The sequence below is a fragment of the Actinoplanes regularis genome (assembly GCF_900188005.1).
Lineage (GTDB): Bacteria > Actinomycetota > Actinomycetes > Mycobacteriales > Micromonosporaceae > Actinoplanes > Actinoplanes regularis.
The window spans coordinates 18,979-45,099 of record NZ_FZNR01000022.1; the positions used below are offsets into that span (position 1 = coordinate 18,979).

Below are 26,121 nucleotides of genomic sequence, written 5' to 3' on the forward strand. Positions count from 1 at the left end.
GACCTGACGAGCGCAGCGGAGGTGGCGGCATGACCAGCCGTCTCGACCGCATCCGTCGGGTTCGCCCGCCGGGAACCCCGCGCGGCAGGAGCGCCGCGGCCTGGGTGCCCTTCCTGCTCGTCGTCCTGGTCGTGGCGGCCACTCTGCTCGGGCTGACCATCCGCCCGGCCGGCCAGGCCGACCGGGGCACGGCCGACTACGTGATCGTCGCCGGCGCGGCCGGGCTGCGCTGGGACGATCTCGACCCGCAACGCACTCCGGCGCTGTGGCGGGAGGCCACCAAGGGCTCCATCGGCTGGCTGTCGGTGCGCTCGGCGCACGAGGCGACCTGCCCGTCGGACGGCTGGCTGACGCTGGGCGCCGGTAACTATGCGGCCTGGGACACCCGGCCGGTGCCCGGGAAATGCCCGCCGATCAAGCCGGAGCTGACCCGTCCGGACAACATCGGCGCGAACGTGAACGCGCAGAACACCGTGGTGCGCAACAACCAGGACCGGCTGCCGTACGGCACCACCCCGGGCGCCCTCGCCGAATCGGTCCGCTGCACCGTGGCGGTCGGCCGGAACGCCGCGCTCGCCGCCGCCCGCCCGTTCGGCCGTGTCGACGAGTACGCCGACACTCTCCCCGACGACCCGCGCAAGCTGCTTTCCGACTGTGTGCTGAGCGTCGTCGACCTGGGCACCGTCTCCGGCACCGGGGTCCAGCGGCAGGAGGCGGCGGCCGCCGCCGACGCGAACCTGGCCCGGGTCCTGGCCGCCCGCCCGGAGCGGTCGCTGCTGCTGATCGCCGGCGTCGCGGACACCGACAGCACCTCCCGCCTGCACGTGGCGATCGCCGAGGGGCACGGCTGGGAGGGCGGCTGGCTGACCTCGGCCGGCACCGGCCGGCAGGGCTACCTCCAGCTGATCGACCTGGCCCCGACGGTGCTGGCGGTGCTCGGCAAGGCGGCTCCGGAGAAGCTGTTCGCCGGGTATGCGGCCACCGTCTCGCCCGGTCGGCCGGACGACCCGGCCGCGGCGATGCAGGGCCGCAACAACGCGGACCAGCGGGCGATCGCCCAGCACGGCGTGGCGTCGATCTTCTTCACCGTGCTGGCCGTGGTGCAGGTGCTGCTCTTCGCCGCGCTCGTGCCGGTGCTGATGCGGGCGCGCCGGCACGCCGGACCGGTCGCGCCACCGCTGCCGCCGCCGAGGCTGGTGGCGGCGCTGGAGGCGGCCCTGATCGCGGTCGCGCTGGCCATCCCGGCGGCTCTGATCGCCGACGTCGCGCCGTGGTGGAACGCCGACCATCCGGCCTGGATGTTCGGCGGCGCGACGTTCGTGCTGATGGCCCTCGGGATGCTGGCGGTCCGGCTGGCCCCGCGCTACCGGATGACGCTCTGGCCGATGGGCGCGTCCGCCGCGCTCAGCGCGATCGTGATCGTGGTGGACCTGCTGTCCGGGGCGCGGCTGCAACTCAACGGCGTGGCCGGCTACGCGGCGACCCACGGCATCCGGTACGCCGGGCTGGGCAGTGTCGGCCTGGGCGTCTTCATCGCCGGGCTGCTGCTGGCGGCCGGCTGCCTTGCCCAGTGGGTGGGCCGGACCTGGCGGCCGGTGGTGATGGTGCTCTTCGGCGGTCTCGGCGTGGTCATGGTGGGCAGTCCGTACCTGGGCGCCGACCCGGTCGGTGCGATCGCGGTGACCGCCGGGGTGTGCGTGGCGGCGGCGATGAGCTCCGGTGGCTGGCTGACGTTTCCCCGGATCGCCTGGGCGACGGTCGGCGCGATCGCGGTGACCGTGAGTTTCGCCGCACTGGATCTGCATCGCACGACCCTCGAACAGGGGACGCTGGGCCGGTTCCTGAGCGCGCTGGGCAGTGGCACGGCCGGGCCGGCGATGCAGCGGGCGGCCGCGGCGAACGGTCAGGCGCTGCTGGACAGTCCGCTGACCCTGCTCGCCCTGGCGGGTGCGCTGATGCTGGCGTTCGGCCAGTTCTCGCCGTGGGGCGGGCTGAACCGGGTGTACGGCCTGCATCCCGCGATCCGGGCGGCGATCGCCGGCACGGTGGTGGCGTCGGTCACCGCCGGGGTCTTCGGTGGTACCGCGCTCGGGGTGGCCGGCGCGGCGGCCGCGACCGCGGTGCCGATCGCCGTTCTGACCGCTCTGCGGGTGTTGCTGCACGCCGCGGACCGCACTCCGGCGCCGGGGGTGACCGAGGGTCCGGGCGGCCCGTTGTTGCGCAAAGCCGACGATGATCAACTCTCGGTAACCGAATCGGCAGGCTGACACGCATGCCCACCAGCCCGAACGTAGTGGGTCCGGCAATGAGTGTTACGGTGAATTCCCGTGGATGGGGCGAAGAAGCCCCGGTCTGCACGATCCGCAAGACGGCGACCACGGGAGCGGGCCTTGGCCTCAACAGTGCGTGACACTCGGCACATCTTCGTCACCGGGGGCGTCGCCTCCTCGCTGGGCAAGGGCCTCACCGCCTCCAGCCTCGGCAATCTGCTCACCGCCCGCGGGCTCCGCGTCGTGATGCAGAAGCTCGACCCCTATCTGAACGTCGACCCGGGCACGATGAACCCGTTCCAGCACGGTGAGGTCTTCGTCACCGAGGACGGCGCGGAGACCGACCTGGACGTCGGGCACTACGAGCGCTTCCTGGACCGGGACCTCTCCGGCAAGGCGAACGTGACCACCGGCCAGGTCTACTCGGCGGTCATCGCCCGGGAGCGGCGTGGTGAGTACCTCGGCGACACCGTGCAGGTCATCCCGCACATCACGAACGAGATCAAGAGCCGGATCTTCGCGATGGCCGACCCGGACGAGAACGGCCTCGTTCCGGACGTGGTGATCACCGAGGTCGGTGGCACCGTCGGTGACATGGAGTCGCTGCCGTTCCTGGAGGCGATCCGTCAGGTCCGCCACGAGGTCGGCCGGGACCACGTCTTCTACCTGCACGTCTCGCTCGTGCCCTACCTCGCCCCGTCGGGTGAGCTGAAGACCAAGCCGACCCAGCACTCGGTGGCCGCGCTGCGCAACATCGGTATCCAGCCGGATGCCCTGATCTGCCGCAGTGACCGGGAGATCCCCGAGAAGATGAAGCACAAGCTGGCGCTCTACTGCGACGTGGACGTCGAGGCCGTCATCGCCTGCCCGGACGCGCCGAGCATCTACGACATCCCGAAGGTGCTGCACGACGAGGGCCTGGACGCGTACGTGGTCCGGCGCCTCGGCCTGTCGTTCCGCGACGTGAACTGGCAGACCTGGAACGACCTGCTGGAGCGGGTGCACCACCCGAAGCGCACGATCACCATCGCGCTGGTCGGCAAGTACGTCGACCTGCCGGACGCGTACCTGTCGGTCAGCGAGGCGATCCGGGCGGCCGGCTTCGGCAACACCGTGAAGATCAAGATCCGCTGGGTGCCGAGCGACGACTGCGAGACCCCGGCCGGCGTCGCGAACGCTCTGAAGGGCGTCGACGGCATCGTCATCCCCGGCGGCTTCGGCGTCCGCGGCATCGAGGGCAAGGTCAACACTTCGCGGTACGCCCGGGAGAACCGCATCCCGATCCTGGGCCTCTGCCTCGGCCTGCAGTGCATGACCATCGACGCGGCGCGCAACCTGGCCGGCCTGGCGGGCGCGAACTCGCTGGAGTTCGAGGAGACCGCCACCTACCCGGTGATCTCCACGATGGCCGACCAGGAGGAGATCGTCGCGGGCAAGGGCGACCTGGGCGGCACGATGCGCCTGGGCTCCTACCCGGCGAAGCTGCGTGAGGGCTCGATCGTCGCCGAGGTCTACGGCGCGACGGAGATCTCCGAGCGGCACCGGCACCGCTACGAGGTGAACAACGACTACCGCGACAAGCTCGCCCAGTCCGGCCTGGTCTTCTCCGGCACCTCGCCGGACGGCCGCCTGGTCGAGTTCATCGAGCTGGACCGCGAGACGCACCCGTACTTCGTGGCAACCCAGGCGCACCCGGAGCTGAAGAGCCGGCCGACCCGCCCGCACCCGCTCTTCGACGGCCTGATCAAGGCCGCCATCGCGTACGCGGCCGCGGACGAGCTGCCGGTCGAAGCATCTTGATGGGTTTCGAGCACGAGACGGTCGCCCGGATCGAGCGCTACCGGGGTCCGATCTTCGATGTCGTCACCGACGAGGTGACCATGTCCCACGGCGGCACCGCCAAGCGTGACGTGGTGCGCAACCGGGGCGCGGTCGTCGTGGTGGCGCTCGACGAGGCCGGCCGGGTGGTGCTGATCAAGCAGTACCGGCACGCGCTCGGCGCCCGGATCTGGGAGCTGCCGGCCGGGCTGCGCGACGTCGAGGACGAGGACCCGGCGCTGACCGCGGCCCGCGAACTCGCCGAGGAGGCCGACCTCACGGCCGGCCGGATGGAGAAGCTGGTCGAGGTGCACACCTCGCCCGGCTTCAGCACCGAGCACGTGCTGGTCTACCTGGCCCGTGACCTGGCGCCGGTGCCGCACGCGGACCGCTTCGCCCGGCACGACGAGGAGGCCGACCTCGAGGTGACCCGGGTCGACCTCGACGAGGCGGTCGCGATGGTGCTCCGCGGTGAGATCACCAACGCGGCCGCGGTGGCGGGTCTGCTCGCCGCCGCCCGGGTGCGCTGATCGCTACTCCGCCGCCGGGCACGAGGTGCCCGGCGGCGGAACCGTCAGGTCGATCAGGTAGCGGTCGACCGCCGCGATCGTGCAGGGGCTGCTCCGGTACGCCCCGTGGCCCGAGCCCAGGTAGGTGACGAGCCGGCCGGCACGCCCCAGTTCGGCCTCGACGTGGCGGGCCCAGCCGTACGGCGTGCGCGGGTCGTGCACGGCGTTGAGCAGCAGCAGCGGGGTGCGTGTGCGCACGTCGAGCCGGTGCGGGGGATTCGCGACCGGTTGGGGCCAGCCGAGGCAGGTCCGGATCGCCAGCATCCCGGCCCCGTACCGTGCGTCCGGCGCCGCTTTCTCCGTGATCTCCAGAAGCCTCCGGTACGCCCGGTAGTCGCGCACGTCCGCCGGGAAGTCCGCGCAGAACACCCCGGCCGCCACGTCCAGAGCCGGCGCCGGTGGCGCGGTCCCCTTGGTGAGCTGGTCGATCACCGTGGCCAGCCGGCCCCACTGCGGGGTCAGCCCGAACGGGATCGCGGCGACCTCGAACGAGGTCAGCGACGGATATCTGCCCCGGTCGGCGTCCTGGAGGACGGTTCGCCAGGTCTGCCGGACGTCCGTGCCGTGCAGCACGCACTCGTCCACGGTGACCCGCCCGCACCAGGCCACGAACTCGTCGAACGAGTCCTGCAGCCCGGCCGCCTCGGAGCGAACGAATTCGGTCAGCGGCAGGTGGTGGTCGAAGACGCTCTCGAGGACGATCGCGCGTACCCGATCGGGGTACCGCTCCGCGTACATCTCGCCCAGCAGTGTCCCGTAGGACGAGCCGTGGAAGGTCAGCCGCCGCTCACCCAGCGCCCGCCGCAGCGCGTCCAGGTCCTGGGCCTGGGTCACCGAGTCGGCATGGTCGAGGAGCGGGCTGCTCGCCCGGCACCGGTCCCAGTAGGCCCGGTTCGTGGCCACCGCGGCGTCGAACTGCGTCTGGTCCGCGAGGATGACCGGTGGGCGGTCTGCTTCCGGCGCGCAGCCGGGTGCGGCCGTTCGCTTGACCGTACGCGGGTCGAAGCTCACCAGGTCGAACCGGTCCAGTTGCTCGTCGCTGAACCGGTCACCCTTCCGGACCCGGTCGACGCCGGAGTCGCCCGGGCCACCCGGCCCGAAGACCAGCGTGCCGACCTTGCGCTCGGGCGCCCGCGCGAACCGTTTCACCACGGCCATCCCGAAGGTCGCGCCGTGCGGATCCGACCAGTCGACCGGCAGGGTCAGCGTCGCGCAGGTCACCGCGGAGCTGGGTGGATGGCCCGGGATGTCGTTGGGGCACGCGCCCCAGTCCAGCCCCGGGCTCGGATGGGCCGTCGGCGGCGTGACGGCGAGGGCGAGGGCGGTGATCAGGGCGGCCAGCTGCACGGCGACTCCTCGGCTCCGGCGATGGTTGCCGATTCATCGTTGTCTCTGGCCGCTCACCGTCCTATCCGGATCTCCCCCTAATCTCCGTCAGGCACTGTCGTGCAGATAGTGAATTGACATAGATCGTAGTTACGTACATGCGTACGTTCGAAACATGACCGATGACCTGAACGAACGTCTATCCGTTCTCGAACGCACCGTCGCCGACCTGGTCGAGCAGGCCAGCAAGCCGGCGGCCCCCGGGCTACCCTCTGCCGCCCACGCGGAAGTTTTCTGGGCCCTGGAGGGCCTGCGCAGCCGGGTCGCCGAGACCTCCGGCGCGGTCCTCTACACCGGAGTCGTCGACCTGCCCACGGGCGAACACTACGACTGGCAGTTCGCCCTCCACCTCGACGAGATTCTCGCCACCGATTGGACCGAGGCGGCGCCGGTTTTCAACGCGCTCGGCCATCCGGTTCGCCTGCGATTGCTGCAGAAGATCCTCTCCGGTACGCGTGGGGCCGCCGAACTGGCCGAGGACACCGAACTGGGCACCACCGGCCAGGTGTATCACCATCTGCGACAACTCGTCGCGGCCGGCTGGCTCCGGGTGCCGTCCCGTGGTCAGTACGCGGTGCCCGGTGATTGTGTCGTCCCGCTTCTGGCGATCCTCACCGCCACCCGGTAGGTATTGCCCACTTGCGGGTTTCATGATCCGATAGGTCCCGGTGACGCATTCAAAGGTAGCTATCGGAAAGATTCTTCCCCCAGCCGGACTACCTCGGATGCTGGCCGTCCAGAACGCGTTGTGGGGGGCCGGCACCGGCGCATTCCTGGCCGGCAGCGTGGTTTTCTACACCCTCTACGTCGGACTCGAACCGGTACAGATCGGCCTTGGCCTCTCCGCCGCCGGCCTCGTCGCGCTGGTCGGCTCGATGCCCCTGGGCCACCTCGCCGACGTGATCGGCGGCCGGCGGGCCTGGGCGGTCGGCACGGCGATCCGGGCGCTGGCCTTCGCGGCCTACCCGCTGGCCGCCGGCTTCTGGTCGTTCCTGCTGCTGATGTGCGTGCAGACCGCCGCGGAGACCCTGTCCACCAGTGGCCGGGTCGTCTACACCGCGGCTGTGGTGCCGCCGGAGAACCGGGTCCGGGTGATGGCGTTCAGCCGGGCGTACCTGAACGTGGGGTGGACCCTCGGCGCCGGCCTCGGTGCCGGAGCCCTGGCCCTCGACTCCCGCCCGGGCCTGCTGCTCCTGGTCCTCGTCGCGGCCGCGGTCTGCGCGGTCAACGCGGCCGGGGTGGCCCGGATGCCCGCCGCCGAGCCGGTGGCCGCCGGCCCGCGGTCCGGCTCGTGGCAGGTGCTCCGCGACCTGCCGTACAGCGCCGGCTCGGTGGTCTTCGGCGTGCTCTGGCTGCACGCGATCCTCTGGAACGATGTGCTGCAGCTCTGGGTGATCACCCGAACCGACGTGCCGAAGCCGGTGCTCGGCGGGCTGGTCGCGCTGAATACGGTGCTGGCCGTGGCGTTCCAGGTCCGGGCCACCCGCGGCGCCGGCAGCCTGCCGGGCGTGGTGCGGCTGACCCGCGCCGCGGCGCTGAGCTCGGCGATCGCCTGCCCGATCGCCGCCGCCACCGGGCTGACCCGCGGCTGGCTCACGGTCGTCCTGCTGAGCCTCGCCGTCACCCTGTTCACCGCCACCGAGCTCTGGGTCTCCGCCGCCCAGTGGTACGTGCAGACCGAGATCGCGCCGCCCGCCCGGCGTGGCCTCTACTCCGGCCTGGACAAGTCGGTGCAGGGGGTCACCCGGCTGGCCGGACCGGCCGGTCTCACCTTTCTGGTGATCCAGACCGGGGGCTGGGGCTGGTGGGTGATCGGCGCCGGTTTCGCCGCCTGCGCTCTCGCGGTCCGGCCGGTGATGTCCTGGATCGAGCGCACCCCGCGCACCGCCGAGCTGTCCGCCACCCACTCGACGGTCTGACGGCGGCGGCCGCGTCATTTCGTCGGACCTGGGTAGTAGTTTGGCGTCGCTCATCGCCGACGTCGTTCATCGCCGAGGGAGGGAATGTGGATTTTCCGAAGCTGCGGTCGGTCGTGCTGGACACGCCGGACGCGCGCGGTCTGGCCGAGTTCTACCGTCGCCTGCTGGGGCTGGAGTACCGGCCCGGCGACGAGCCGCCGGCGCCCGGCGAGGACGACGAGAAGGGCCGCGACTGGCTGGTCCTGGTCGGCGACGGCGGGGTGCGGCTGGCCTTCCAGCAGCAGCCCGAGCTGAAGGCGGCCACGTGGCCGGACTCCGCCGTGCCGCAGCAGCTGCACCTGGACACCGCGGTCTCCTCGGTGCGGGAGCTGGAGCGGCAGCACGAGCGGGCGCTGGGTCTGGGCGCCACGCTGCGCTTCGACCGCAGTGATGACCCGGAGGAGCCGCTGCGGGTCTACGCCGATCCCGCCGGTCACCCGTTCTGCATCTTCGTCGAGTCTTAGTCCCGTCCATCGGTGACCGGACGGATTCGCACGGTAGTTTGTCCACCGTGGATCTCATGTCGATGATCGCCGATGAGCGCCGCCGGATGGCGGAGCTCATCGAGTCGTTGACGCCGGGCCAGCTGTACACGCCGAGTCTCTGCGAGGGCTGGACGGTGCACGAGGTCGCCGCGCACCTGTGTGCCCCGTGGATCTTCGGCGCCCGCCGGATCGTTCCCGCCGTGCTCCGGCACGGGTTTCGGGTGCACCGGGCCAACGCCGAGCTGGTCCGTGATCTGGCGGTGGACCTGACGGCGGAGGAGATCGGGCTGCAGCTGCGGGCCAATGCCGAGTTCGTCTTCAACCCGCCGATCGTCGGGCCGCTGGGGCAGCTCACCGACCTGCAGGTGCACGGGCAGGACATCTGCCGCCCGCTCGGGCTGACCCGGGATCTGGTTCCGGAGCGGATGCTGCTGTCCCTGGAGTTCCTGGTCGGTCCGCGAGCGCGGGGCTCGTTCGTGCCCCGTGGCCGGCTCGACGGCCTGCGGTTCGTCGCCACCGACCTGGACTGGGCGGGCGGTGAGGGGCTGCTGACCGTGCGGGGGACCGGGGAGGCGCTGCTGCTGGCGTTGACCGGTCGCCCCGTGGTGCTCGGCGAGCTGTCCGGCAGCGGGACGGCGGCGCTGCACGCCCGGCTGACCGCTTGATGTTTCCAGCTCTTTACAGCGGTGTTGGCGCCGGACAGAATGGGAGCGCTCCCAATCCGTCTCCGTCGATTGGCATCCCCATGAGACTCCGCACGATGGCGCTGCTCGCGGCCGGTTCCCTGACGGCCGCGGGCACCCTGGTCGCGGCGCTGCCCCCGGCGTCCGCGGCCAGCGTCGGCTGCACCGTCACCTACAAGATCGCCAGCCAGTGGACCGGCGGCTTCCAGGGCGACGTCGCCATCAAGAACCTCGGTGATCCGCTCAGCTCCTGGACCCTCGGCTTCGACTTCCCCGACTCGGGCCAGAAGGTCACCCAGGGCTGGAGCGCCACCTGGAGCCAGTCCGGCGCGCACGTCACCGCCGCCAGCATGAGCTGGAACGGCCCCCTGGCGACGAACGCCTCGACCGGCATCGGCTTCACCGGGTCGTACACCGGAAGCAACCCGGTCCCGACGGCCTTCACGCTCAACGGCGTCGCCTGCACCGGCGGAGTCACGACGCCCAGCACCAGTCCCAGCACCAGCCCCAGCGGCAGCCCCAGCACGAGCCCGACCGTGACTCCCACCGGTCCGGCCCCGGCCCTCAAGGTGTCCGGGAACAAGTTCGTCACCACGTCCGGTGCGGAGCGGCGGCTGTACGGGGTGAACCGCTCCGGCGGCGAGTTCGCCTGCATCCAGGGCAACGGCATCTGGGACGGCCCGATGGACCAGTCCTCGATCGACGCGATGCGCGGCTGGAAGATCCGTACCGTCCGGGTGCCCCTGAACGAGGAGTGCTGGCTCGGCACCGCGAACGTCCCGGCGGCCTACGGCGGCGCCAACTACCAGACCGCCGTCAAGAACTACGTGAACCTGCTGGTGCAGAACGGCATCACGCCGATCGTCGAGATGCACTGGAACTACGGCCTCTACACCGGAACCTCGTCCGGCTGCAGCGACGTGAAGGCCACCTGCCAGAAGCCGATGCCCGACGCCCAGTACGCCCCGTCGTTCTGGACCGGCGTTGCCACCGCCTTCAAGGGCAACGACGCGGTGATCCTCGACCTGTTCAACGAGCCGTACCCGGAGCGGGCCACCGGCGACGCCACCAGCGGCTGGAAGTGCTGGCGCGACGGCGGCACCTGCAACGGCATCGGCTACCAGGTGGCCGGCTTCCAGGGCCTGGTCAACACGGTCCGGGCCACCGGCGCCACCAACGTCATCATGATCGGTGGCCTGGCCTACTCGAACGACCTCAGCCAGTGGCTCACCTACAAGCCGACCGACCCGCTGAACAACCTCGCGGCGTTCTCGCACATCTACAACTTCAACACCTGCGCGAACACCACCTGCTGGAACAGTCAGCTCGCCCCGGTCGCCGCCCAGGTCCCGCTCACCCTCAGCGAGATCGGCGAGAACGACTGCGCCCACGGATTCATCGACGGCCTGATGGACTGGGCCGACACGAACAAGGTCGGTTACCTGGGCTGGACCTGGAACACCTGGGACTGCTCCAGCGGGCCGTCGCTGATCAGCAACCACAACGGCACCGCCACCAACTTCGGCCAGGGCATCAAGGACCGTCTGGCCCGCGTCTCCAACTGACCACCCGGCAGGCGCCGGGCCCGCGTCTGTACCTGATCACCTGGCAGGCGTCGGGTCCGCGTCGCCGACCGACCACCCGGCAGGCGCCGGGTCCGCCCGGCGCCTTGTCAACCCATGCTTTGGTACGTATTTGATCCGCCCGTGGCCAGGCGACGCGCCAAGTCCCGTGCCAGTCTCGCGCGGCGTCCGCCGAGCTCGAGATCGCAGCGCGCAGCGGGCCTGGACTCGCGCCGCGGACCGGAGGGGGCACGGTCTCGCGCCGCGGTGTCACGGGACTTGGCGTGTCGCCTGGTCACGGTGCCCCACCGCACGTACGGGAAAAGGGCGGTAGAAAGCCGCAGCGGTCCGGAACGTTCCGGAGGTTTACGCCGGAGCCGGCGGCGGATCGCGAGAGAGACGGCCGGTCGCGGGGGAGACGGCACCCCCGCGACCGGTTTCTACCGTGCCTCGGGGAAATTCCGGAGGTCCTGGGCGGCGGCGCTACCGCGGACGCGGACGCCGCGTCCCGGTGGTTTCAGCGCAGGTCGACGTCGACCCCGTCCTCGGCCAGCCAGGCCAGCAGATGGTCCATGGTGACCGCCGGGCACCAGTCCCGCCGGTCGTAACCGGGCACCAGATGCTCGCGGGCCACGTCCGAGTCGTGCCAGACCAGCCGGAATCCGGGTGCCGCGCCCCAGTCCCCGAGCAGGCAGTCGTGCAGCGCGCCGGCGTTCCACCCGAAGTACCCGCCCGGCCCGTTGATCGCCTCGCCGATCGCGCAGTAGAACCCGTCCTCGTCGGTGACGTGCCGTCCGTCCAGGTGGTACGTCGTACCGCTGGGCCGGTCCGGTCCCGGCCGGTGGTGGGCGAGCGCCGCCCCGGCCCACTCGTGCCGCTGCGCCGGTGAGTACGTCGCCCACCGCCCCGCCTCGGTCGGCCGGCCGCCGCGCCAGTGTTCCCAGATCTCCCGCGCCCCGGTCGGCCGTCCGCCTTTGATCGCGTCGCCGTACGAGCTCTCGAACGTCACGTCGAGCAGTCCCTCGCCGACCACGGACGGCCGCACGTCGGACACCTCCGCGCCGAGCCCGCTGTCGAGCATGTGCGTGGCGGTCCCGTCGTAGGCCACGCTGAAGATCGAGGCGATGATCATGCGCCGGTGCTTGGCCGCACCGCGCTCCAGCGCGTCGATCGCCCGTTGCAGGCGGGGTTCGGGCCGGCAGCCGATCAGGGTGGCCGGTTTCGGCTGCGGTTCCGGTCTGGGCCGGAACACCCCGGACACGTCCTGGCAGGTGCCGAACTTCTCCTCGCCCTCACCGGTGATCCCGGTCAGCACGTATCCGTCGGCCTCCGGTGCACGGGACGGCCGGCGCCGCCGCTTGCGGTGCTCCGGATCGATCCGCAGCCGGCCCTCCAGGACCACGTCGAAGACCCCGAATCCGGCGGGACTGACCGAGATCACGGTTACGTCGAGTAACTCTTCGGTGCATTCCCAGCATTCGCGGGGATGCTTGGAGTCGGGCCGGTGGATCGTCTCCAGGCCGATATTGCCCAGCCATGGCGAGCCGTACCCGTCGCAGGCGGCGCGCAGCCGGCCGGCCGGGGCGCAGCCGAGCAGGGAGTACTGCTCGACGGGTGGCTCGCCCGGGTCGGCGAAGAGGCCGTCGACGGCGGCGCAGGCCGCCACCACCGCGTCGCCGTCGTCGATGTTCTGGTCGACGAGAAGCCAGGGGAAGCCGGTCATCGGGCGACCGTACCGGTTAATGGTTACTGCGCGTTAGTGAGGGGATCAAGTCGTATGAACCGGGAAAGATGCGCTGCTCAGCGGTAGTCTGCGGCGGATAAGGACATATCGCGCAGCGCAACGTCGCGGTGACGCAGGGAGAATGATGTGAAAGTCGGCATTCCCAGCGAGGTCAAGAACAACGAATTCCGCGTGGCGATCACCCCGGCCGGCGTCTTCGAGTTCACCCGGACCGGACATCAGGTGTTCGTGCAGAGCGCCGCCGGCCTCGGCTCGTCGATCACCGACGCGGACTTCCGCGACGCGGGCGCCACGATCCTGCCGGACGCCGACGCCGTCTGGGCCGAGGGCGACCTGATCCTCAAGGTGAAGGAGCCGGTGACCAGCGAATACCACCGGATGCGCGCGGGCCAGGTGGTCTTCACCTACCTGCACCTGGCGGCGTCCAAGGAGTGCACCGACGCGCTGGTGGACGCCCGGGTGACCGGGATCGCCTACGAGACGGTCGAGCTGCCGGACCGCTCGCTGCCCCTGCTCGCCCCGATGTCCGAGGTGGCCGGTCGGCTCGCGCCACAGGTCGGCGCGTACCACCTGATGCGGCAGGGCGGCGGGCGCGGCGTGCTGATGGGCGGCGTGCCCGGCGTGTACGCGGCCAAGGTGGTGGTGATCGGCGCCGGCGTCTCCGGGATGAACGCGGCCGCGCTCGCGCTCGGCATGCGGGCCGAGGTGCTGCTGCTGGACAAGAACATCGCCCGGTTGCGCGCGGCGGACGCCGACTACCGCGGTCACCTGCAGACGATCGCCTCCAACGCGTACGAGATCGAACGTGCCGTGCTCGACGCGGACCTGGTCATCGGCGCGGTCCTGGTGCCGGGCGCGAAGGCGCCGACCCTGATCTCGAACGACCTGGTCGCCCGGATGCGGCCGGGCAGCGTGCTGGTGGACATCTCGATCGACCAGGGCGGCTGCTTCGAGGCGTCCCGGCCGACCACTCACGACGAGCCGACCTACCGAGTGCACGGATCGATGTTCTACTGCGTCGCGAACATGCCCGGGGCGGTCCCGCACACCAGCACCTACGCCCTGACCAACGTGACCCTCCCGTACGCTCTGGAACTGGCCAACCATGGCTGGCGGGCCGCGCTGCGGCGTGATCCGGCGCTGGCCGCGGGTCTGAACACACACGACGGCCAGGTGGTCTGCGGGCCGGTGGCCGAGGCGCACGGTATGCGGGTGACGCCGCTGACGGAGGTGCTGAGCTGACACTCGACCGGGCGATCCAGGCCTACCTGGACCATCTGGGTGTGGAGCGTGGCCTGTCCCGCAACACGCTCGTGTCGTACCGCCGCGACCTGGCCCGTTACGCGGAGCAGTTGAGCGCCGCCGGGATCGCGGACCTGGCCCAGGTGCGCCCGGCCGACGTGTCCGGGCATCTCGCGTCGCTGCGGGACGGCGGCCTGGCCTCGTCCTCCGCGGCCCGTGCCATCAGCGCGGTGCGCGGCCTGCACCGGTTCGCGGTGCGGGAGCGGCTGGTCGCGCACGACGTCGCCGCGGACGTGCACCCTCCGGCGCCGCCCCGGCGCCTGCCGAAGGCCCTGGAGGTGGAGCAGGTCGACCGGCTGCTGGCGGCACCGGCCGCGGACACCGCGCTGGGCCTGCGCGACCGCGCGCTGCTGGAGTTCCTCTACGGCACCGGGGCGCGCATCTCCGAGGCGGTCGGCGCCGACATCGACGACCTGGAGCTGACCGGGGAGAGCACCGCGGTGCTGCGCGGCAAGGGCGGGCGCACGCGGCTGGTACCGGTCGGCGGCTATGCCCGGACCGCGCTGGAGTCCTATCTGGTGCGGGCCAGGCCGACCCTGGCGGAGGCCGGGCGGGGCACCCCGGCGGTCTTCCTCAACGCCCGGGGCGGCCGGCTGTCCCGGCAGAGCGCGTGGACCGTGCTGCACCGTTGCGCCCTCGCGGCCGGTCTCCCGGTGGACGGTCCATATGCGGTCAGTCCGCACACCCTGCGTCATTCGTACGCCACGCATCTGCTCGACGGCGGGGCGGATGTGCGCGTGGTCCAAGAACTGCTGGGACACGCCTCGGTTACCACGACGCAGGTGTATACCCTGGTGACGGTCGAGCGCCTGCGGGAGGTCTACGCGACCTCTCACCCGCGTGCTCGTTAGAAGGTACGCATCCATAGGTGCGACACGCCGAACGGCTGACCCCGAAGGTGCGGCACGTGTGGCGTACAGTCGGGCATCGGTTCCGACTGAGAGTCGGATAGGGGGCGAGGGCGATGTCAGGGCACGGCCAACGTGCGGAGGCTTGGACTTCCGCGCTCCGGGACCAGCAGAACTCCCTCGACCTCGGCGCCGATCTCGGTCCCGCCGATCCCACGGCGTACACGATGCGCCGGCCGATTCCCGAGCCGATGCCGACGGACCGGCACGGCCCCGCCCGGATCATCGCGCTGGCGAACCAGAAGGGTGGTGTCGGTAAGACGACCACCACCATCAACCTGGGCGCCGCCCTCGCCGAGTACGGGCGGAAGGTGCTGCTCGTCGACTTCGACCCGCAGGGCGCCTGCTCGGTCGGGCTCGGCGTCAACCCGCACAACCTCGACCTGAGCATCTACAACCTGCTGATGCAGGACGATGTCGCCACAGAGGACGTCATCATCAAGACCGATGTGGCCGGGCTGCACCTGCTGCCGGCCAACATCGACCTCTCCGCGGCCGAGATCCAGCTCGTCAACGAGGTGGCCCGGGAGATGGCCCTGGCCCGGGCCCTGCGCTCGGTCCGCAAGGAGTACGACTTCATCCTGATCGACTGCCAGCCCTCGCTGGGCCTGCTGGCGATCAACGCGCTCACCATCGCGCACGGCGTGCTCATCCCGCTGGAGTGCGAGTTCTTCTCGCTGCGCGGTGTCGCCCTGCTGCTGGACACCATCGACAAGGTGCGCGAGCGGCTCAACTTCGACCTCGAGCTCGAGGGCATCCTGGCCACCATGTACGACTCCCGCACCACCCACTGCCGCCAGGTGCTGCAGCGGGTCGTCGAGGCGTTCGGCGACAAGGTGTACCAGACGGTGATCACGAAGACGGTGAAGTTCCCCGAGTCGACCGTCGCCGGTGCGCCGATCACTACGCTGGATCCGGCGTCCTCGGGCGCCCGTAACTACCGTCAGTTGGCGCGCGAGGTCATCGCCGCCAAGGCAGAACGAGGGTAGGGTCCCGCTCCGTGCTGTTCGCGCTCGGAACGCCGGTCGCGTTCGCCGCGCTGGTCGTCTCCTTCCTGTGCGGCCTGATGCTGCGTGCCCTGGCGATCCGGTTCACCGCGCGCACGGTCGGCCTGGCCCAGCGGAACGAGCCGATGAGGCCGAGCCTGCGACGCGACGTCGACCCGTTCGGCGCGGTCGCCGCCGCGATCGGCGGGATGGGCTGGGGCAGGATCCTCACCGTCGACGACGTCCCGCGCTGGCGCGGCCGCGGCCGGGCCGCGGCGGTCTTCGTCGCCGGCCCGGTGACGTGCATCCTCGCCGGCGAGCTGCTGCTGGCGGTGTTCGCGCTGACGGGGGCCGACCCCGACCTGTTCCGATTCCTGAGCGTCGGGTTGGTGCTGCACGGCGTCGACGGGCTGCCCTACGGCGAGCAGGTGCTGCTCTCGCTCGGGGTGGGCCTGCTCGCGTTCGGGCTGCTCGCGCTGATCCCGATCCCGCCGCTGGACGGGTTCGGCATCCTCTACAACGCGCTGCCCCGGCCCGGTGCGGGGATGCAGTGGATGCGGCTGTGGTTCGAGGACAAGAACATCGGCATCCTGGTCCTGCTGATCTTCAGCCTCTTCCCGGGTGGAAATCCGCTGGTCCTCGCGATCCTCGACGTCCTGGGTAATTTCTTCCTCCGCGTCTGGGGATGACCGGCCGCACGCGAGGCTGACCGTTTCGCAACCATATGATCGCTACGCGGTGATTCCTGTAGCCTTCCGGTGACTTGTGGTGATAGTCCCGGGAGTGCGGCTATGGAGAAGGTCCTCTGCTTCCGCTGCGGGGGTGACATACCGACGGACCAGCAGTGGTGCGTCTACTGCGCCGCGCCGGTGGTCGCCGCCGCCGCACCGCCCGTGTCGCCGGCGCCCGCGGCACCCTTCCCGGGCCCGTCGCTGACGTTCGACTCCGCGCCCTCCGGCACCCGGCGGACGAGCGTCGTCCTGATCCTGGCCGTGGCCGGCCTGCTGCTGGTGGCCGGCGGCATCGTGACCGTCGTGACCCAGTTGCGCGGCGACAGCCCGCGGGCGGCCGCCGAGCACTACTTCGACGCGCTCGCCGACGGCGACGCGTCCGCGGCCCTGGACCTGGTCTCCTCGGGCGGTCAGATCGACAGCGGACGGTACCCGCTGCTCAGCGACGCGGCCCTGGAGGAGAAGCGGTACCGCCCGCGGGACGTGGAGGTCGGCGACGCGGTGGACGCCGGCTCCCAGTTCGGCACCGCGGCCCAGACCGTCCAGGTGAGCTACCGGGCCGGCGACCGGACGGTCGATCAGGACGTGGTGGCCGTCGAGGAGGACGGCTCGTGGCGGCTCCGGCTGCCGTTCGTGCTGCTCGCCGTCGTCGGGCAGCGCGGGCGTCAGGTCACCGTGAACGGGATCGGGCTCGGCGGGGCGGAGCGGGCGACGGCCGCGTTCCCGGGGGCGTACGAGGCGGTCGCGGCCGGCAACGCGCTGCTGGCGGAGAGCCGGGCGACCGCGGTCGCGCAGGCCAACGGCGTCGTCGAGCAGGTGGCCCCGCTGCAGTTCGGCGTGCCGGACCTCGCCCCCGGGGCCCAGCAGAACATCCAGGGGCAGGCGCGGACCGCCCTCGACGAGTGCGCCCAGAGCGCCCGGGCGCGGCCGCCGAACTGCCCGTTCGGCCTCAACGTGCCCGGCACGGACGTCACCGTGCAGTGGTCGATCACGACGTATCCGCTGGTCAGTGTGCGTACCGACAGCGTGATGTGGTTCAGCGGCGCCGCCGTTCAGCTGGTCGACGACGGCACCGGGCGGGTGCACTGGAACGCCGACTACACCGACCTCGGCGGGAAGAAGAAGTCGCAGAGCGGTGAATTGAGCTTCCGGATCAACGGCAACGCCCAGGCGACGCCGACCGGCATCCAGGTGTCCCTGATCTGATTCGCGAGTGATGGAGGATTCATGAGCATGCCCGCCCTCGGCCCGGGTAACGGCGACGTCGCGTACCGGATGCAGGGTCTGCGGCACGGCACTGTGGAGATCGGGCTGGACGAGTCGATCCCGGTCCGGACGATCGTCCGGCTCGTGCTGGGCGCGGTCGTCCCGGCGCTCATCGTCTGGACCGTCTTCGCGTTCCTGGGGCTGGTGGTCTTCAGCTTCTCCGAGCCGAGCCTGCTGAGCGGGAGCACGCCCGGGGACGGGCTGGTCGCGGCCGGCTCGCTGTTCGGGTTCGTGATCTTCTGGACGGTGCTGCTGTCGGCCCGGGTCGACGAGGCGGTCGCCGAGTGGAACACGCTGATCGAGGAGCAGTGGCACGGTGCGGACTCGGCGTACGCCGCGATCTACGGCACTCTGCGGCGCCGGGGGTTTCCGGTGGCGGTCGACGCCGTACGGGTGCGAAGCGATCTGCTGCCGCCGGAGGTCGTCGACAACCGTCTGGTGATCATGGATGGCGAATATCGGATCCACGTCACGGTCTTTCCGTACGGCAGCAGCCTCTACCTGGGCTGGACGATGTCGCGTGGCCGGCGCGGGGTGAGGCTGCTCGGCCGGTTCCTGACCGACCTGGTCGCCGGCATGTCCGGCCGGACCGGGTCGATCGAGCGGATGCTGCGGACCGAGCGGGTGCGGGCGCTGCGGGAGGCCGTGCACGCCGCGGTCCGGGAGGGGGCGGAGGTGGCGGCGCAGGGGGTGCTGGTGCCGCCGGCGTCGGCCTTCGGCGCCGAGGTTCCGGTGCGGGACCTGCGGGTGCGGACGGCTCCGGTGTACGGCCGGCATCCCGAAGGACCGCAGATGCCGGAGGGCCCGGCGCCCGGCGCGCCCATGCCCTCGCCCGCCCCTGCCGCGCCCGGCGCGCCCATGCCCCCACCTGCCGCGCCCGACCTGCCGATGCCCCCACCTGCCGCCGCCACGCCGGACGCGCCCGTGTCTCCGCCCGCTGGTTCTGCGCCGGAACCGCCCAAGCCTCCGCCTGCCGGTTCCGCGCCGGAAGCGTGACGCGCACGTCTCCATCACGTGCCCCGAGGTGATTTCGGGCCGCCTCTGCGACTCCGGCCGGTGATTCCGGGCTTCGTGAACCGCGAGATGTCGACTGCCCGCCGTCCGGCCAGCAACCGTGCGTGACTTATGGCGTTGGTACGGACGTGAGCCAGGAGCAGGTTGTCACAGCCATGGTCTACGGTCGGCACGTGCCTGAAGAGCCTGACCAGCCGATCCTCGGCGTTGACTTCCCGGCCGGCGCGCAGCCGGCCGTGCCCGGCGGTGCGGTCGTCGTCGGGGAATCCGCCGTGCCCGGCGGTGCCGTGGCCACCGAGGAGTCCGCCTCCGATGGTGCGGTGGCGCCCGCCGCCGCGGAGGCCGATTCCGGGAAGTTCACGGTCAAACTGCACAACTTCGAGGGCCCGTTCGACCTGCTGCTGCAGCTGATCGGCAAGCACAAGCTGGATGTCACCGAGGTCGCGCTGCACCAGGTGACCGACGAGTTCATTGCGTACATCCGGGGCATGGGCGACGACTGGGACCTCGACGAGGCGAGCGAGTTCCTGCTGGTCGCCGCGACCCTGCTGGACCTGAAGGCGGCCCGCCTGCTGCCCGCCGCCGAGGTGGAGGACGAGGAGGACCTGGCCCTGTTGGAGGCCCGCGACCTGCTCTTCGCCCGCCTCCTGCAGTACAAGGCCTACAAGGAGGCCGCCGCGCACCTCTCCGAGCTCGAGGCGACCGGCGCGCGCCGCTGGCCCCGGCTGGTCACGCTGGAGGCGCGCTACGCGGAGGCGCTGCCCGAGCTGGTCCTCGGCGTCGGCCCGCAGCGGCTGTTCCGGCTGGCGCTCAAGCAGTTCACCCCGAAACCGGGCCCGCCGCAGGTCTCGATCGCGCACATCCACGAGGTCCGGGTCAGCGTCCGCGAGCACGCCGAGCTGCTGCGCGACCGCCTGCGCCGGGCCGGCGTCGCCACGTTCAGCCTGCTCGTCGCCGACTGCGAGTCCACACTTGAGGTGGTGGCCCGCTTCCTCGCGCTGCTGGAGCTGTACCGGCAGGATCTGATCGACTTCGAGCAGCCGGTGTCGCTGGACGAGCTGACCGTTCGCTGGATCGGCGGCGACCAGGAGGCTGAGCTGACCGTGGACGACTATGAGGGCAGTCCGGAGAAGATCACCGACAAATCGGACCGTCCGGTGGGTGCCGGGTCCGATGATGACGGGAAGGTCGGCACCGTTTCGGACGATTCGCCCGCGAGCGAGCTTGACTCATCCGCCGTGGTTGGCGATCTTGACGTGGGCGAAGAGGCGGCCCTGGAGGAGAAGCAGCAGTGAGCGACGAGCGTCCCGAGTCCCTGGCCGCGCAGATGGGCGTGTGGGTGCCGCCGTGGGAGCGCACGCGCGACGAGCCGGGCCGTGAGTTCCAGGCGGCCGTCACCGCCGAAACCGACGACGAGCCGGAGGCCGCCCTGGCCCCGGTCTCGCCCGCGGCCCCGGTCCCGGATTCGTCCGCGGCCCCGGATTCGATCCCGGCCGCCGAGCCCGCGCGTACCGAGGCGGAGGCGATCGGCTATCTGGCGGGATACCACGACACGGACGCCCAACTCACCGGGACCGACGTTGCTCCGGCCGAGCCGACGGGTGAGGATCTTCCGGCCGAGCCCGCAGAGGAGGATTTCCCCGTCGATTCCGTCGGGGAGGACGCCCCGGTCGAGCCCGCCGAGGAAGATGTCGCGGACGTCACGGTGGAGGCGATCCCCGGGAAGCCCAGCGCCCCGGCGGTCCCCGCACAGCCCACCGGCCCACGCCGGCCGGCTCCGGCTCCGGCCGACGCCGAGCCCGCCGAGAGGGTCATGGACGGCGCCGAACTGGCCGCCGCCCTCGAAGCCATCCTCCTCGTCGTCGACGAGCCCACCAGTGAGCTGAAACTGGCCGAGATCCTGGAGCAGCCGGTCGAGCTGGTGGCCCGGACCCTCGACGACATCTCCGCCCGCTACACCGCCGCCGGCCACGGTTTCGACCTGCGGCGGGCGGCCGGTGGCTGGCGCCTGTACACCCGCCCGGAGTACGCGGCGTACGTCGAGCGGTTCGTCCTCGACGGCCAGTCCACGCGTCTCACCCAGGCCGCCCTGGAGACACTCGCAGTAGTCGCCTACAAACAGCCGGTGACCAGATCGCGCATCTCGGCCATCCGCGGTGTGAACTGTGACGGCGTCATGCGTACGCTGGTCACTCGCGGCCTGATCGAGGAGTGCGGCACCGAACCGGAAACCGGGGCATACCTGTACCGGACCACCGGTCTCTTCCTGGAGAAACTCGGGCTGAACTCGGTCGACCAGCTGCCCCCGCTCGCCCCTTTCCTGCCCGACGATGTGGAAGAAGTGCTCGATGCCTCAGGCTGACACCGCCGAACGCCTCCAGAAAGTCCTGGCCTCGGCCGGTGTTGGATCCAGGCGCGCCTGCGAAGACCTGATCTTCCGGCGGCGCGTCACGGTCAACGGTCGCGTTGCGAAACTCGGCGACAAGGTCGACGCGGCCACTGCCGAGATCTACGTCGACGGGTCGCGGGTGATCACCAACACCAAGCTGGTCTACGTCGCCCTGAACAAGCCGCGTGGCGTCGTCTCGAGCCTCGACGACGACAAGGGCCGCACCGAGCTCGCCGACTTCCTGCAGGACAACTTCGAGCAGCGGCTGTTCCACGTCGGCCGCCTCGACGCCGACTCCGAGGGCCTGCTGCTGCTCACCAACGACGGCGGGCTGGCGCACAAGCTGATGCACCCGTCGTACGAGATCGCCAAGACCTACCTGGCCGAGGTGGTCGGCCCGCTGCCGCGCAACGTCGGCCGGCGGTTGCAGGCGGGCGTCGAGCTGGAGGACGGCCCGGCGAAGGTGGACTCGTTCCGCCTGGTCGACGCGATCGGCAAGACCGCCCAGGTGGAGATCACCCTGCACGAGGGACGCAAGCACATCGTGCGGCGGATGATGGACGAGGTCGGCCACCCGGTCACCCGGCTGATCCGTACCGCGGTGGGCCCGATCCGCCTCGGCGACCTGCGGCCCGGCGGCTTCCGCCACCTGTCGAACGCCGAGGTCGCCGCCCTGTTCAAGGCCGTCGGCGACGAGGCCTGACAGCTCTGCGACGCGACCGGCCCGCCGGCTCTCCGGCGGGTCGGTGGTCGATTCGGTGGCCTGCTCCGGTCACTGATCCAGGAACTCGCGCAGGGCGGCGTTGAAGGCGGCCGGCTGCTCCAGGTTGGGCAGGTGGCCGGCGTCGTCGATGACGCTGAGCATCGACTCCGGGATCAGGCGGTGCATCAGCTCGGCGTCGGCGACCGGGGTGAACTCGTCGTCGCGCCCGACCACGATCAGGGTGGGCACCGACACCGTGGTCAGCACCTTCTGGTAGTCCTGCCGCTCGGCCCGGCCGCGCAGGGCCGCGGCGGCCCCCTCCGGCGACGTGTTCAGCATCATCCGGCTGACGTGCTCGGCGACCTGCGGCATCGCCGTCACGTTGTAGGCGGCCATCATCTTCGACAGGTTCTCGGTGGCGTACCAGCCCATGCCCTCGGCGAGCAACCGGTCGGCGGCCTGGTTCCGTTTCGCATGCCCTTCCGGGGTCTCGCCCTGCGGGAACGTGTCGGCCAGCAGCAGCCCGGCGATCCGCTCCGAGAAGAGCCGGTAGCACTCCATCACGATCTGCCCGCCCATCGACAGGCCGCCCAGCACCACCTCCTCCTCGATGCGGAGGTGGTCGATCAGGGCGAACGTGTCCCGGGCGAACGTCTCCAACGTGGTGAGACCGGGCACCACCGTGCTGCGACCGTACCCGCGCAGGTCGGCGGTGATCACCCGATAGCCGTGGGCGGTCAGTGCGGTCAGCTGCGGCCACCACATCGAACGGTCGAACGGATGGCCGTGCACCAGCACGAAGGCGGGACCGGAGCCCGCGTCGTCGTAGCTGACCGTGATCCCGTTGACCTCTGCCGTGCGAGTCATGGCCCCACGGTAGGGAAACGGGCCCCGGTTGGGAAGATCCAATACCGCCACTGTGGCCGTGACCGGACCCATGGGCCACAGTGGCGGGCGCGATCAGTGGGCGATACGCAGCCCGGACTTCCGCTTCAGCGTGATCCGGTCGATCTCCTTGTACGGCTTGTGACTGCCGGGCAGGGCGTCGGCGAGCGTGCGTACGGTCAGCGTGGTGCTGTCACCGGCCTTGTCCGGCGGGACGACGTCGACCGCGATGAACGCGTACCCGTCGTAGCGGACCTGTGACCACTCCACGGCCTCCGGCACCCGCTCGCCCGTCGGCGCGGCCTTGTCCTTCTTCGGCTTGTGCCGCTCCTTGGTCCAGAAGTAGCTGTTCGTCACGGTCGAGGTGGTGTTCTCCTTCCCGTTCGGCTTGTGCCCGCGATAACGCTCCCCTTCGGGCAGTTTCTGCTCACCCTTCGGGGTGACTCCTTTCGGTGGCGGCGCCTTCACGCCGGGCGCCGGGCGGAACGGGTAGCGTGCCCGTCCGCCGGAGCCGACGCAGACGTACGTCACCCCGTCCGTCTCCGGGTGCACCGTCGAGCGGTCCGGCGCCGCCCTGGTGCGCTTGCCGTGCCGGATCGGGTCGGTCCGCTCGAACAGGTGATTGTGGCCCTGCACGGCCAGGTCCACCTGGTACTTCGTGAACAGCGGGTCGACCGCGGCGCGCACCCCGCCGTCCGAGGCGTGGTTGTGCGCGGTGGAGAACGCGCAGTGGTGGAAGAACGCCACGATGAAGTCCACTCCCGACCCGGGCTCCCGCCACCGTTTCAGCGTCTCGGTCAGCCACCGCACCTGCGCTCCGTCGGAGTAGCCGGTGTTGGTCTGCAGCTCCCAGGAGAGCTCGTTGGCGTCCAGCGAGATCAGCCCGACGTTGCCGTAGACGAAGCGGTAGACCGACGGGCAGTCCTTCGGCCCGTTGACCGGGAAGTCGAGGCGCTGCACGTGCCCGCCGTAGCCGTGGGTCGGGCTGCCGCCCAGGTAGGTCGTGTTGCCGTACATCGGTTCCATGTCGTGGTTGCCGGTGGCGAACATCCACGGGGTGAACGCCGCCTGCGGCTCGATCTGGTTCAGGAACACGTCCCAGACGTACGGGTTGAACAGGTTCCGGCCGGCCGGTGCCTTCCCGGTCAGCAGCGCGGTGGTGTCGTCGGCCGGCAGCCCGGTCCCGGACGGGTTGGCGTAGCAGATGTCTCCGGCGAGCAGCGTGAACGCCGGCCGCTGGGTGCCCATCAGCCGGGTCATCGTGGCGGCCGGCGTCCGGTCGGTCGGCTTGTCGCCGGCGATCGGGTCGTCCTCCAGGTATCCGTTGTCGTCGAAGACCGCGTTCGGCCAGGTCCCGTTCGCCTGGGTGACCCGCGCCGGGTCCTGGTGCCAGGCGAACTTCGGGTCCTTCGGCGCGGTGTTCGTGCCGACGTCGGCGAACGCGGTGAAGGTGAACGGTTTCGCGGCCGCCGGGGCGGTGGTGAAGTGGGCGTCGCCGCTGACCGTGCCGTCGGAGAGCCGGACCCGGTAGTGGTAGACGGTGTCCGGCTTCAGCCCGGTGATCTTCGCCTTGGCGTAGAACTGGCTGCCGACCGGGCCGCCGGGGATCGCGTACTGGCCGGTCAGGTGCCGGATTCCGGCCTCGACCTGGGTGCCGTACCGGTCGGGGGCGTCGCCGACGTCCACGAACGCGCGCAGCTTGGCCGGCAGCTTCCCGGTGTTGCTGACCAGTTGGGCGGTCACCGCCATCGCGTTGCGCGGCACGTCGCCGGCCCCCGGTATGAACGACAGGTGCCGGCCGGAGACGACCACTCCGGCCTTCCCGGCGATGCCCCCGGCGAACGCGAAGGCGCGCTCCGCCAGCCGGAACTGTTCGAGGGCGTACCCGCCGAGGCCGGCCGTCATCGCCGTCAGCAGCAGCGATCGCCGGGTCACCGGCTGCCGGGAGAGGAGTTCGTGGTTGCGTTCGCTGAAGTCGTCGACCGTAAAAGTCACAAAACGAACGCTAACCGTCCAAGAGGCGCTTTTTCTGGATCTTACCCATGGCGTTGCGCGGCAAACTGGTCACCAAATGAACTGTCCTAGGTCGTTTGTGCGTGGCCAGGCGCTCGGCCACGAAAGTGATCAGCTCCTCCGGTGTCACCGGGTCGGCCACCACGAACGCGGTCACCTGCTCGCCGAGATCAAGATGCGGGGTGCCGACGACGGCGGCCTCGTGCACCGCCGGGTGCAGCAGCAGCGCGTCCTCCACCTCGCCGGCGCCGATCCGGTAGCCGCCACTCTTGATCAGGTCGGTGGAGGCGCGGCCGACGATCCGGTGCCAGCCGTCCGGGCCGATCGTCGCCACGTCCCCGGTCGGGTACCAGCCGTCGATCAGCTCGGCCGGCCGGACACCGCCCGTGCGCAGGTAGCCGTCGAGCAGGGTGGGTCCGCAGACCTGGAGCAGGCCGATGCTGACCCCGTCGTCCGGAAGCGGATCGCCGACCTCGTCGACGATCCGGGTGTGGATGCCGTCGAGCGGGAGGCCGACGTGGCCGGCGCGGCGTTCGCCGTCGGCGCGGGCGCTGACCGTGATCAGGGTCTCGGTCATGCCGTAGCGCTCGATCGGGGCCTGCCCGGTCAGCCCGGCGAGCGCGTCGAAGACCGGGACGGGCAGGGCGGCGCTGCCGGAGACGAGCAGGCGGGCATCGCGTAGCGCGCGCGCCGCCGTGGGGGCGCCGGCGATCCGGGACCAGACCGTCGGGACGCCGAAGTACATGGTGCCGGGGTTCGCGGCGTACGCCTCAGGGGTCGGTCTTCCGGTGTGGATCAGGCGCGAGCCGATCCGTAGCGGGCCCAGGACGCCGAGCACCAGGCCGTGGACGTGGTAGAGCGGCAGCCCGTGGACCAGCGTGTCGCCGGCGGTCCACTGCCAGGCCGCGGCCAGGGCGTCCAGGTCGGCGGCGAGCGCGGCGCGCGACAGGACGACGCCCTTCGGGGCGCCGGTCGTTCCGCTGGTGTAGAGCACGAGCGCGGGCAGGCCGGGGTCCGGCTCCGGCGGCACGCTGCCGGGCCGCACCCCACTGATCCTCCGCACCGGTACGGCGGAGGAGCCGGCCGCCCCGGGATCGTCGGAGAGGATCAGCTCGGCACCGGAGTCGGTGAGGATGTGCGCGCGCTCCAACTCGCCGGCGTCCGGCGGGATCGGGACGATCGGCACGCCCGCGAGCAGGGCGGCCGTCACCGCGACCACCGTGGGCAGTCCGGGCGCCGCGTGCACCGCGACGATCCGGGCTCCGGTCAACTGGGCGGCCAGCCCGGCCGCCCAGCCGAGCAGGTCGTCGCGACCGACCTTCTGGTCCGGGGTGACCACGAAGTCGGCTCGGTCGGCGTCCGCGAGCAACGCGGAGAGCAGAGGCATGCGTGGATCATGCCAGTCTTCGCTGAGTACCTCCCGCCTCCGACGGGCAGCGTGGCGCGGTT

22 protein-coding genes are annotated in these 26,121 nt (G+C 71.1%); 17 read left to right on the top strand and 5 right to left on the bottom strand.

The features are described from left to right. Nucleotides 1-29 precede the first annotated feature (29 nt). The 3 genes from CHC09_RS36355 (at nucleotide 30) to CHC09_RS36365 (ending at nucleotide 4,618) form a co-directional block, all read left to right on the top strand. Nucleotides 30-2,267 (top strand): hypothetical protein, encoded by a 2,238-nt coding sequence (locus CHC09_RS36355; protein WP_089297821.1) that lies wholly within the window; start codon nucleotides 30-32, stop codon nucleotides 2,265-2,267. A gap of 123 nt (nucleotides 2,268-2,390) precedes the next feature. After that, a complete protein-coding gene (locus CHC09_RS36360) occupies nucleotides 2,391-4,070 on the top strand; it encodes a CTP synthase (RefSeq protein ID WP_089297822.1) in 1,680 nt (559 codons plus the stop codon). Further along, nucleotides 4,070-4,618, top strand: a complete 549-nt coding sequence (locus CHC09_RS36365; RefSeq protein ID WP_089297823.1) for an NUDIX domain-containing protein — start codon at nucleotides 4,070-4,072, stop codon at nucleotides 4,616-4,618. The genes CHC09_RS36360 and CHC09_RS36365 overlap by 1 nt, the downstream gene beginning before the upstream one ends. Nucleotides 4,619-4,621: 3 nt before the next feature. On the opposite strand, the gene CHC09_RS36370 is transcribed toward CHC09_RS36365, so the two are convergent. Beyond that, complete coding sequence (locus CHC09_RS36370; RefSeq protein WP_089297824.1) at nucleotides 4,622-6,004, bottom strand: alpha/beta hydrolase; 1,383 nt, start codon at nucleotides 6,002-6,004, stop codon at nucleotides 4,622-4,624. A gap of 154 nt (nucleotides 6,005-6,158) precedes the next feature. On the opposite strand from CHC09_RS36370, the gene CHC09_RS36375 reads away from it, so the two are divergent. The 5 genes from CHC09_RS36375 (at nucleotide 6,159) to CHC09_RS36395 (ending at nucleotide 10,734) form a co-directional block, all read left to right on the top strand. Next, on the top strand, nucleotides 6,159-6,671 hold the full coding sequence (locus CHC09_RS36375) for an ArsR/SmtB family transcription factor (protein ID WP_089297825.1): 513 nt from the start codon (nucleotides 6,159-6,161) through the stop codon (nucleotides 6,669-6,671). A 97-nt stretch (nucleotides 6,672-6,768) separates the two neighbouring features. After that, nucleotides 6,769-7,962 carry an MFS transporter gene (locus tag CHC09_RS36380; RefSeq protein WP_089297826.1) on the top strand — a complete coding sequence of 398 codons (1,194 nt, stop codon included), beginning with the start codon at nucleotides 6,769-6,771 and terminating at the stop codon, nucleotides 7,960-7,962. 86 nt (nucleotides 7,963-8,048) lie between these two features. Continuing rightward, the gene (locus CHC09_RS36385; protein WP_089297827.1) at nucleotides 8,049-8,465 is read left to right on the top strand and encodes a VOC family protein; all 417 of its coding nucleotides are present in this window, start codon (nucleotides 8,049-8,051) and stop codon (nucleotides 8,463-8,465) included. Nucleotides 8,466-8,521: 56 nt separating this feature from the next. Next, complete coding sequence (locus CHC09_RS36390; RefSeq protein ID WP_089297828.1) at nucleotides 8,522-9,151, top strand: maleylpyruvate isomerase family mycothiol-dependent enzyme; 630 nt, start codon at nucleotides 8,522-8,524, stop codon at nucleotides 9,149-9,151. A gap of 80 nt (nucleotides 9,152-9,231) precedes the next feature. Beyond that, on the top strand, nucleotides 9,232-10,734 hold the full coding sequence (locus tag CHC09_RS36395; protein WP_089297829.1) for a cellulose binding domain-containing protein: 1,503 nt from the start codon (nucleotides 9,232-9,234) through the stop codon (nucleotides 10,732-10,734). Between the two features lie 514 nt (nucleotides 10,735-11,248). Here the strand turns inward: CHC09_RS36395 and CHC09_RS36400 are convergent. Next, the gene (locus CHC09_RS36400; RefSeq protein WP_089297830.1) at nucleotides 11,249-12,454 is read right to left on the bottom strand and encodes a barstar family protein; all 1,206 of its coding nucleotides are present in this window, start codon (nucleotides 12,452-12,454) and stop codon (nucleotides 11,249-11,251) included. Between the two features lie 147 nt (nucleotides 12,455-12,601). Between CHC09_RS36400 and ald the strand changes: the two genes are divergently transcribed. The 9 genes from ald (at nucleotide 12,602) to CHC09_RS36445 (ending at nucleotide 21,774) form a co-directional block, all read left to right on the top strand. After that, nucleotides 12,602-13,717: an alanine dehydrogenase gene (gene ald / locus CHC09_RS36405; protein ID WP_089297831.1), complete on the top strand. Its 1,116-nt coding sequence runs from the start codon at nucleotides 12,602-12,604 to the stop codon at nucleotides 13,715-13,717. Continuing rightward, nucleotides 13,714-14,628, top strand: coding sequence for a site-specific tyrosine recombinase XerD (gene xerD / locus CHC09_RS36410; RefSeq protein ID WP_089297832.1), 915 nt, complete (start codon nucleotides 13,714-13,716; stop codon nucleotides 14,626-14,628). The genes ald and xerD overlap by 4 nt, the downstream gene beginning before the upstream one ends. Nucleotides 14,629-14,741: 113 nt before the next feature. Continuing rightward, complete coding sequence (locus tag CHC09_RS36415; RefSeq protein ID WP_089297833.1) at nucleotides 14,742-15,674, top strand: ParA family protein; 933 nt, start codon at nucleotides 14,742-14,744, stop codon at nucleotides 15,672-15,674. Between the two features lie 11 nt (nucleotides 15,675-15,685). Continuing rightward, nucleotides 15,686-16,360: a zinc metalloprotease gene (locus CHC09_RS36420; RefSeq protein WP_089297834.1), complete on the top strand. Its 675-nt coding sequence runs from the start codon at nucleotides 15,686-15,688 to the stop codon at nucleotides 16,358-16,360. Between the two features lie 102 nt (nucleotides 16,361-16,462). After that, a complete protein-coding gene (locus CHC09_RS36425; protein WP_089297835.1) occupies nucleotides 16,463-17,608 on the top strand; it encodes a hypothetical protein in 1,146 nt (381 codons plus the stop codon). A 21-nt stretch (nucleotides 17,609-17,629) separates the two neighbouring features. Beyond that, nucleotides 17,630-18,664 (top strand): adhesin, encoded by a 1,035-nt coding sequence (locus tag CHC09_RS36430; RefSeq protein WP_143232785.1) that lies wholly within the window; start codon nucleotides 17,630-17,632, stop codon nucleotides 18,662-18,664. Between the two features lie 173 nt (nucleotides 18,665-18,837). Further along, nucleotides 18,838-19,977 carry a segregation and condensation protein A gene (locus CHC09_RS36435; RefSeq protein ID WP_373872001.1) on the top strand — a complete coding sequence of 380 codons (1,140 nt, stop codon included), beginning with the start codon at nucleotides 18,838-18,840 and terminating at the stop codon, nucleotides 19,975-19,977. Then, nucleotides 19,974-21,044: an SMC-Scp complex subunit ScpB gene (gene scpB, locus CHC09_RS36440; protein ID WP_239138768.1), complete on the top strand. Its 1,071-nt coding sequence runs from the start codon at nucleotides 19,974-19,976 to the stop codon at nucleotides 21,042-21,044. The genes CHC09_RS36435 and scpB overlap by 4 nt, the downstream gene beginning before the upstream one ends. After that, on the top strand, nucleotides 21,013-21,774 hold the full coding sequence (locus tag CHC09_RS36445; protein ID WP_089297837.1) for a pseudouridine synthase: 762 nt from the start codon (nucleotides 21,013-21,015) through the stop codon (nucleotides 21,772-21,774). The genes scpB and CHC09_RS36445 overlap by 32 nt, the downstream gene beginning before the upstream one ends. Before the next feature lie 69 nt (nucleotides 21,775-21,843). On the opposite strand, the gene CHC09_RS36450 is transcribed toward CHC09_RS36445, so the two are convergent. The 3 genes from CHC09_RS36450 to CHC09_RS36460 all read right to left on the bottom strand — a co-directional run bounded on the left by CHC09_RS36450 (nucleotide 21,844) and on the right by CHC09_RS36460 (nucleotide 26,059). Then, nucleotides 21,844-22,641 (bottom strand): alpha/beta fold hydrolase, encoded by a 798-nt coding sequence (locus tag CHC09_RS36450; protein WP_089297838.1) that lies wholly within the window; start codon nucleotides 22,639-22,641, stop codon nucleotides 21,844-21,846. Between the two features lie 93 nt (nucleotides 22,642-22,734). After that, nucleotides 22,735-24,654, bottom strand: a complete 1,920-nt coding sequence (locus tag CHC09_RS36455; RefSeq protein ID WP_089297839.1) for a purple acid phosphatase family protein — start codon at nucleotides 24,652-24,654, stop codon at nucleotides 22,735-22,737. Nucleotides 24,655-24,664: 10 nt separating this feature from the next. Further along, nucleotides 24,665-26,059 carry an acyl-CoA synthetase gene (locus CHC09_RS36460; protein WP_089297840.1) on the bottom strand — a complete coding sequence of 465 codons (1,395 nt, stop codon included), beginning with the start codon at nucleotides 26,057-26,059 and terminating at the stop codon, nucleotides 24,665-24,667. Nucleotides 26,060-26,121 lie beyond the last annotated feature (62 nt).

Excerpts from the sequence above, each read along its gene's own strand:
- CHC09_RS36430 (WP_143232785.1), top strand. The coding sequence starts at position 17,630 with ATGAGCATGCCCGCCCTCGGCCCGGGTAACGGCGACGTCGCGTACCGG.
- CHC09_RS36450 (WP_089297838.1), bottom strand. The coding sequence starts at position 22,641 with ATGACTCGCACGGCAGAGGTCAACGGGATCACGGTCAGCTACGACGAC.
- CHC09_RS36380 (WP_089297826.1), top strand. The coding sequence starts at position 6,769 with ATGCTGGCCGTCCAGAACGCGTTGTGGGGGGCCGGCACCGGCGCATTC.
- CHC09_RS36375 (WP_089297825.1), top strand. The coding sequence starts at position 6,159 with ATGACCGATGACCTGAACGAACGTCTATCCGTTCTCGAACGCACCGTC.
- CHC09_RS36460 (WP_089297840.1), bottom strand. The coding sequence starts at position 26,059 with ATGCCTCTGCTCTCCGCGTTGCTCGCGGACGCCGACCGAGCCGACTTC.
- CHC09_RS36355 (WP_089297821.1), top strand. The coding sequence starts at position 30 with ATGACCAGCCGTCTCGACCGCATCCGTCGGGTTCGCCCGCCGGGAACC.
- CHC09_RS36390 (WP_089297828.1), top strand. The coding sequence starts at position 8,522 with ATGTCGATGATCGCCGATGAGCGCCGCCGGATGGCGGAGCTCATCGAG.
- CHC09_RS36425 (WP_089297835.1), top strand. The coding sequence starts at position 16,463 with ATGGAGAAGGTCCTCTGCTTCCGCTGCGGGGGTGACATACCGACGGAC.
- CHC09_RS36400 (WP_089297830.1), bottom strand. The coding sequence starts at position 12,454 with ATGACCGGCTTCCCCTGGCTTCTCGTCGACCAGAACATCGACGACGGC.
- CHC09_RS36435 (WP_373872001.1), top strand. The coding sequence starts at position 18,838 with ATGGTCTACGGTCGGCACGTGCCTGAAGAGCCTGACCAGCCGATCCTC.
- CHC09_RS36395 (WP_089297829.1), top strand. The coding sequence starts at position 9,232 with ATGAGACTCCGCACGATGGCGCTGCTCGCGGCCGGTTCCCTGACGGCC.
- CHC09_RS36415 (WP_089297833.1), top strand. The coding sequence starts at position 14,742 with ATGTCAGGGCACGGCCAACGTGCGGAGGCTTGGACTTCCGCGCTCCGG.
- CHC09_RS36365 (WP_089297823.1), top strand. The coding sequence starts at position 4,070 with ATGGGTTTCGAGCACGAGACGGTCGCCCGGATCGAGCGCTACCGGGGT.
- CHC09_RS36445 (WP_089297837.1), top strand. The coding sequence starts at position 21,013 with ATGTGGAAGAAGTGCTCGATGCCTCAGGCTGACACCGCCGAACGCCTC.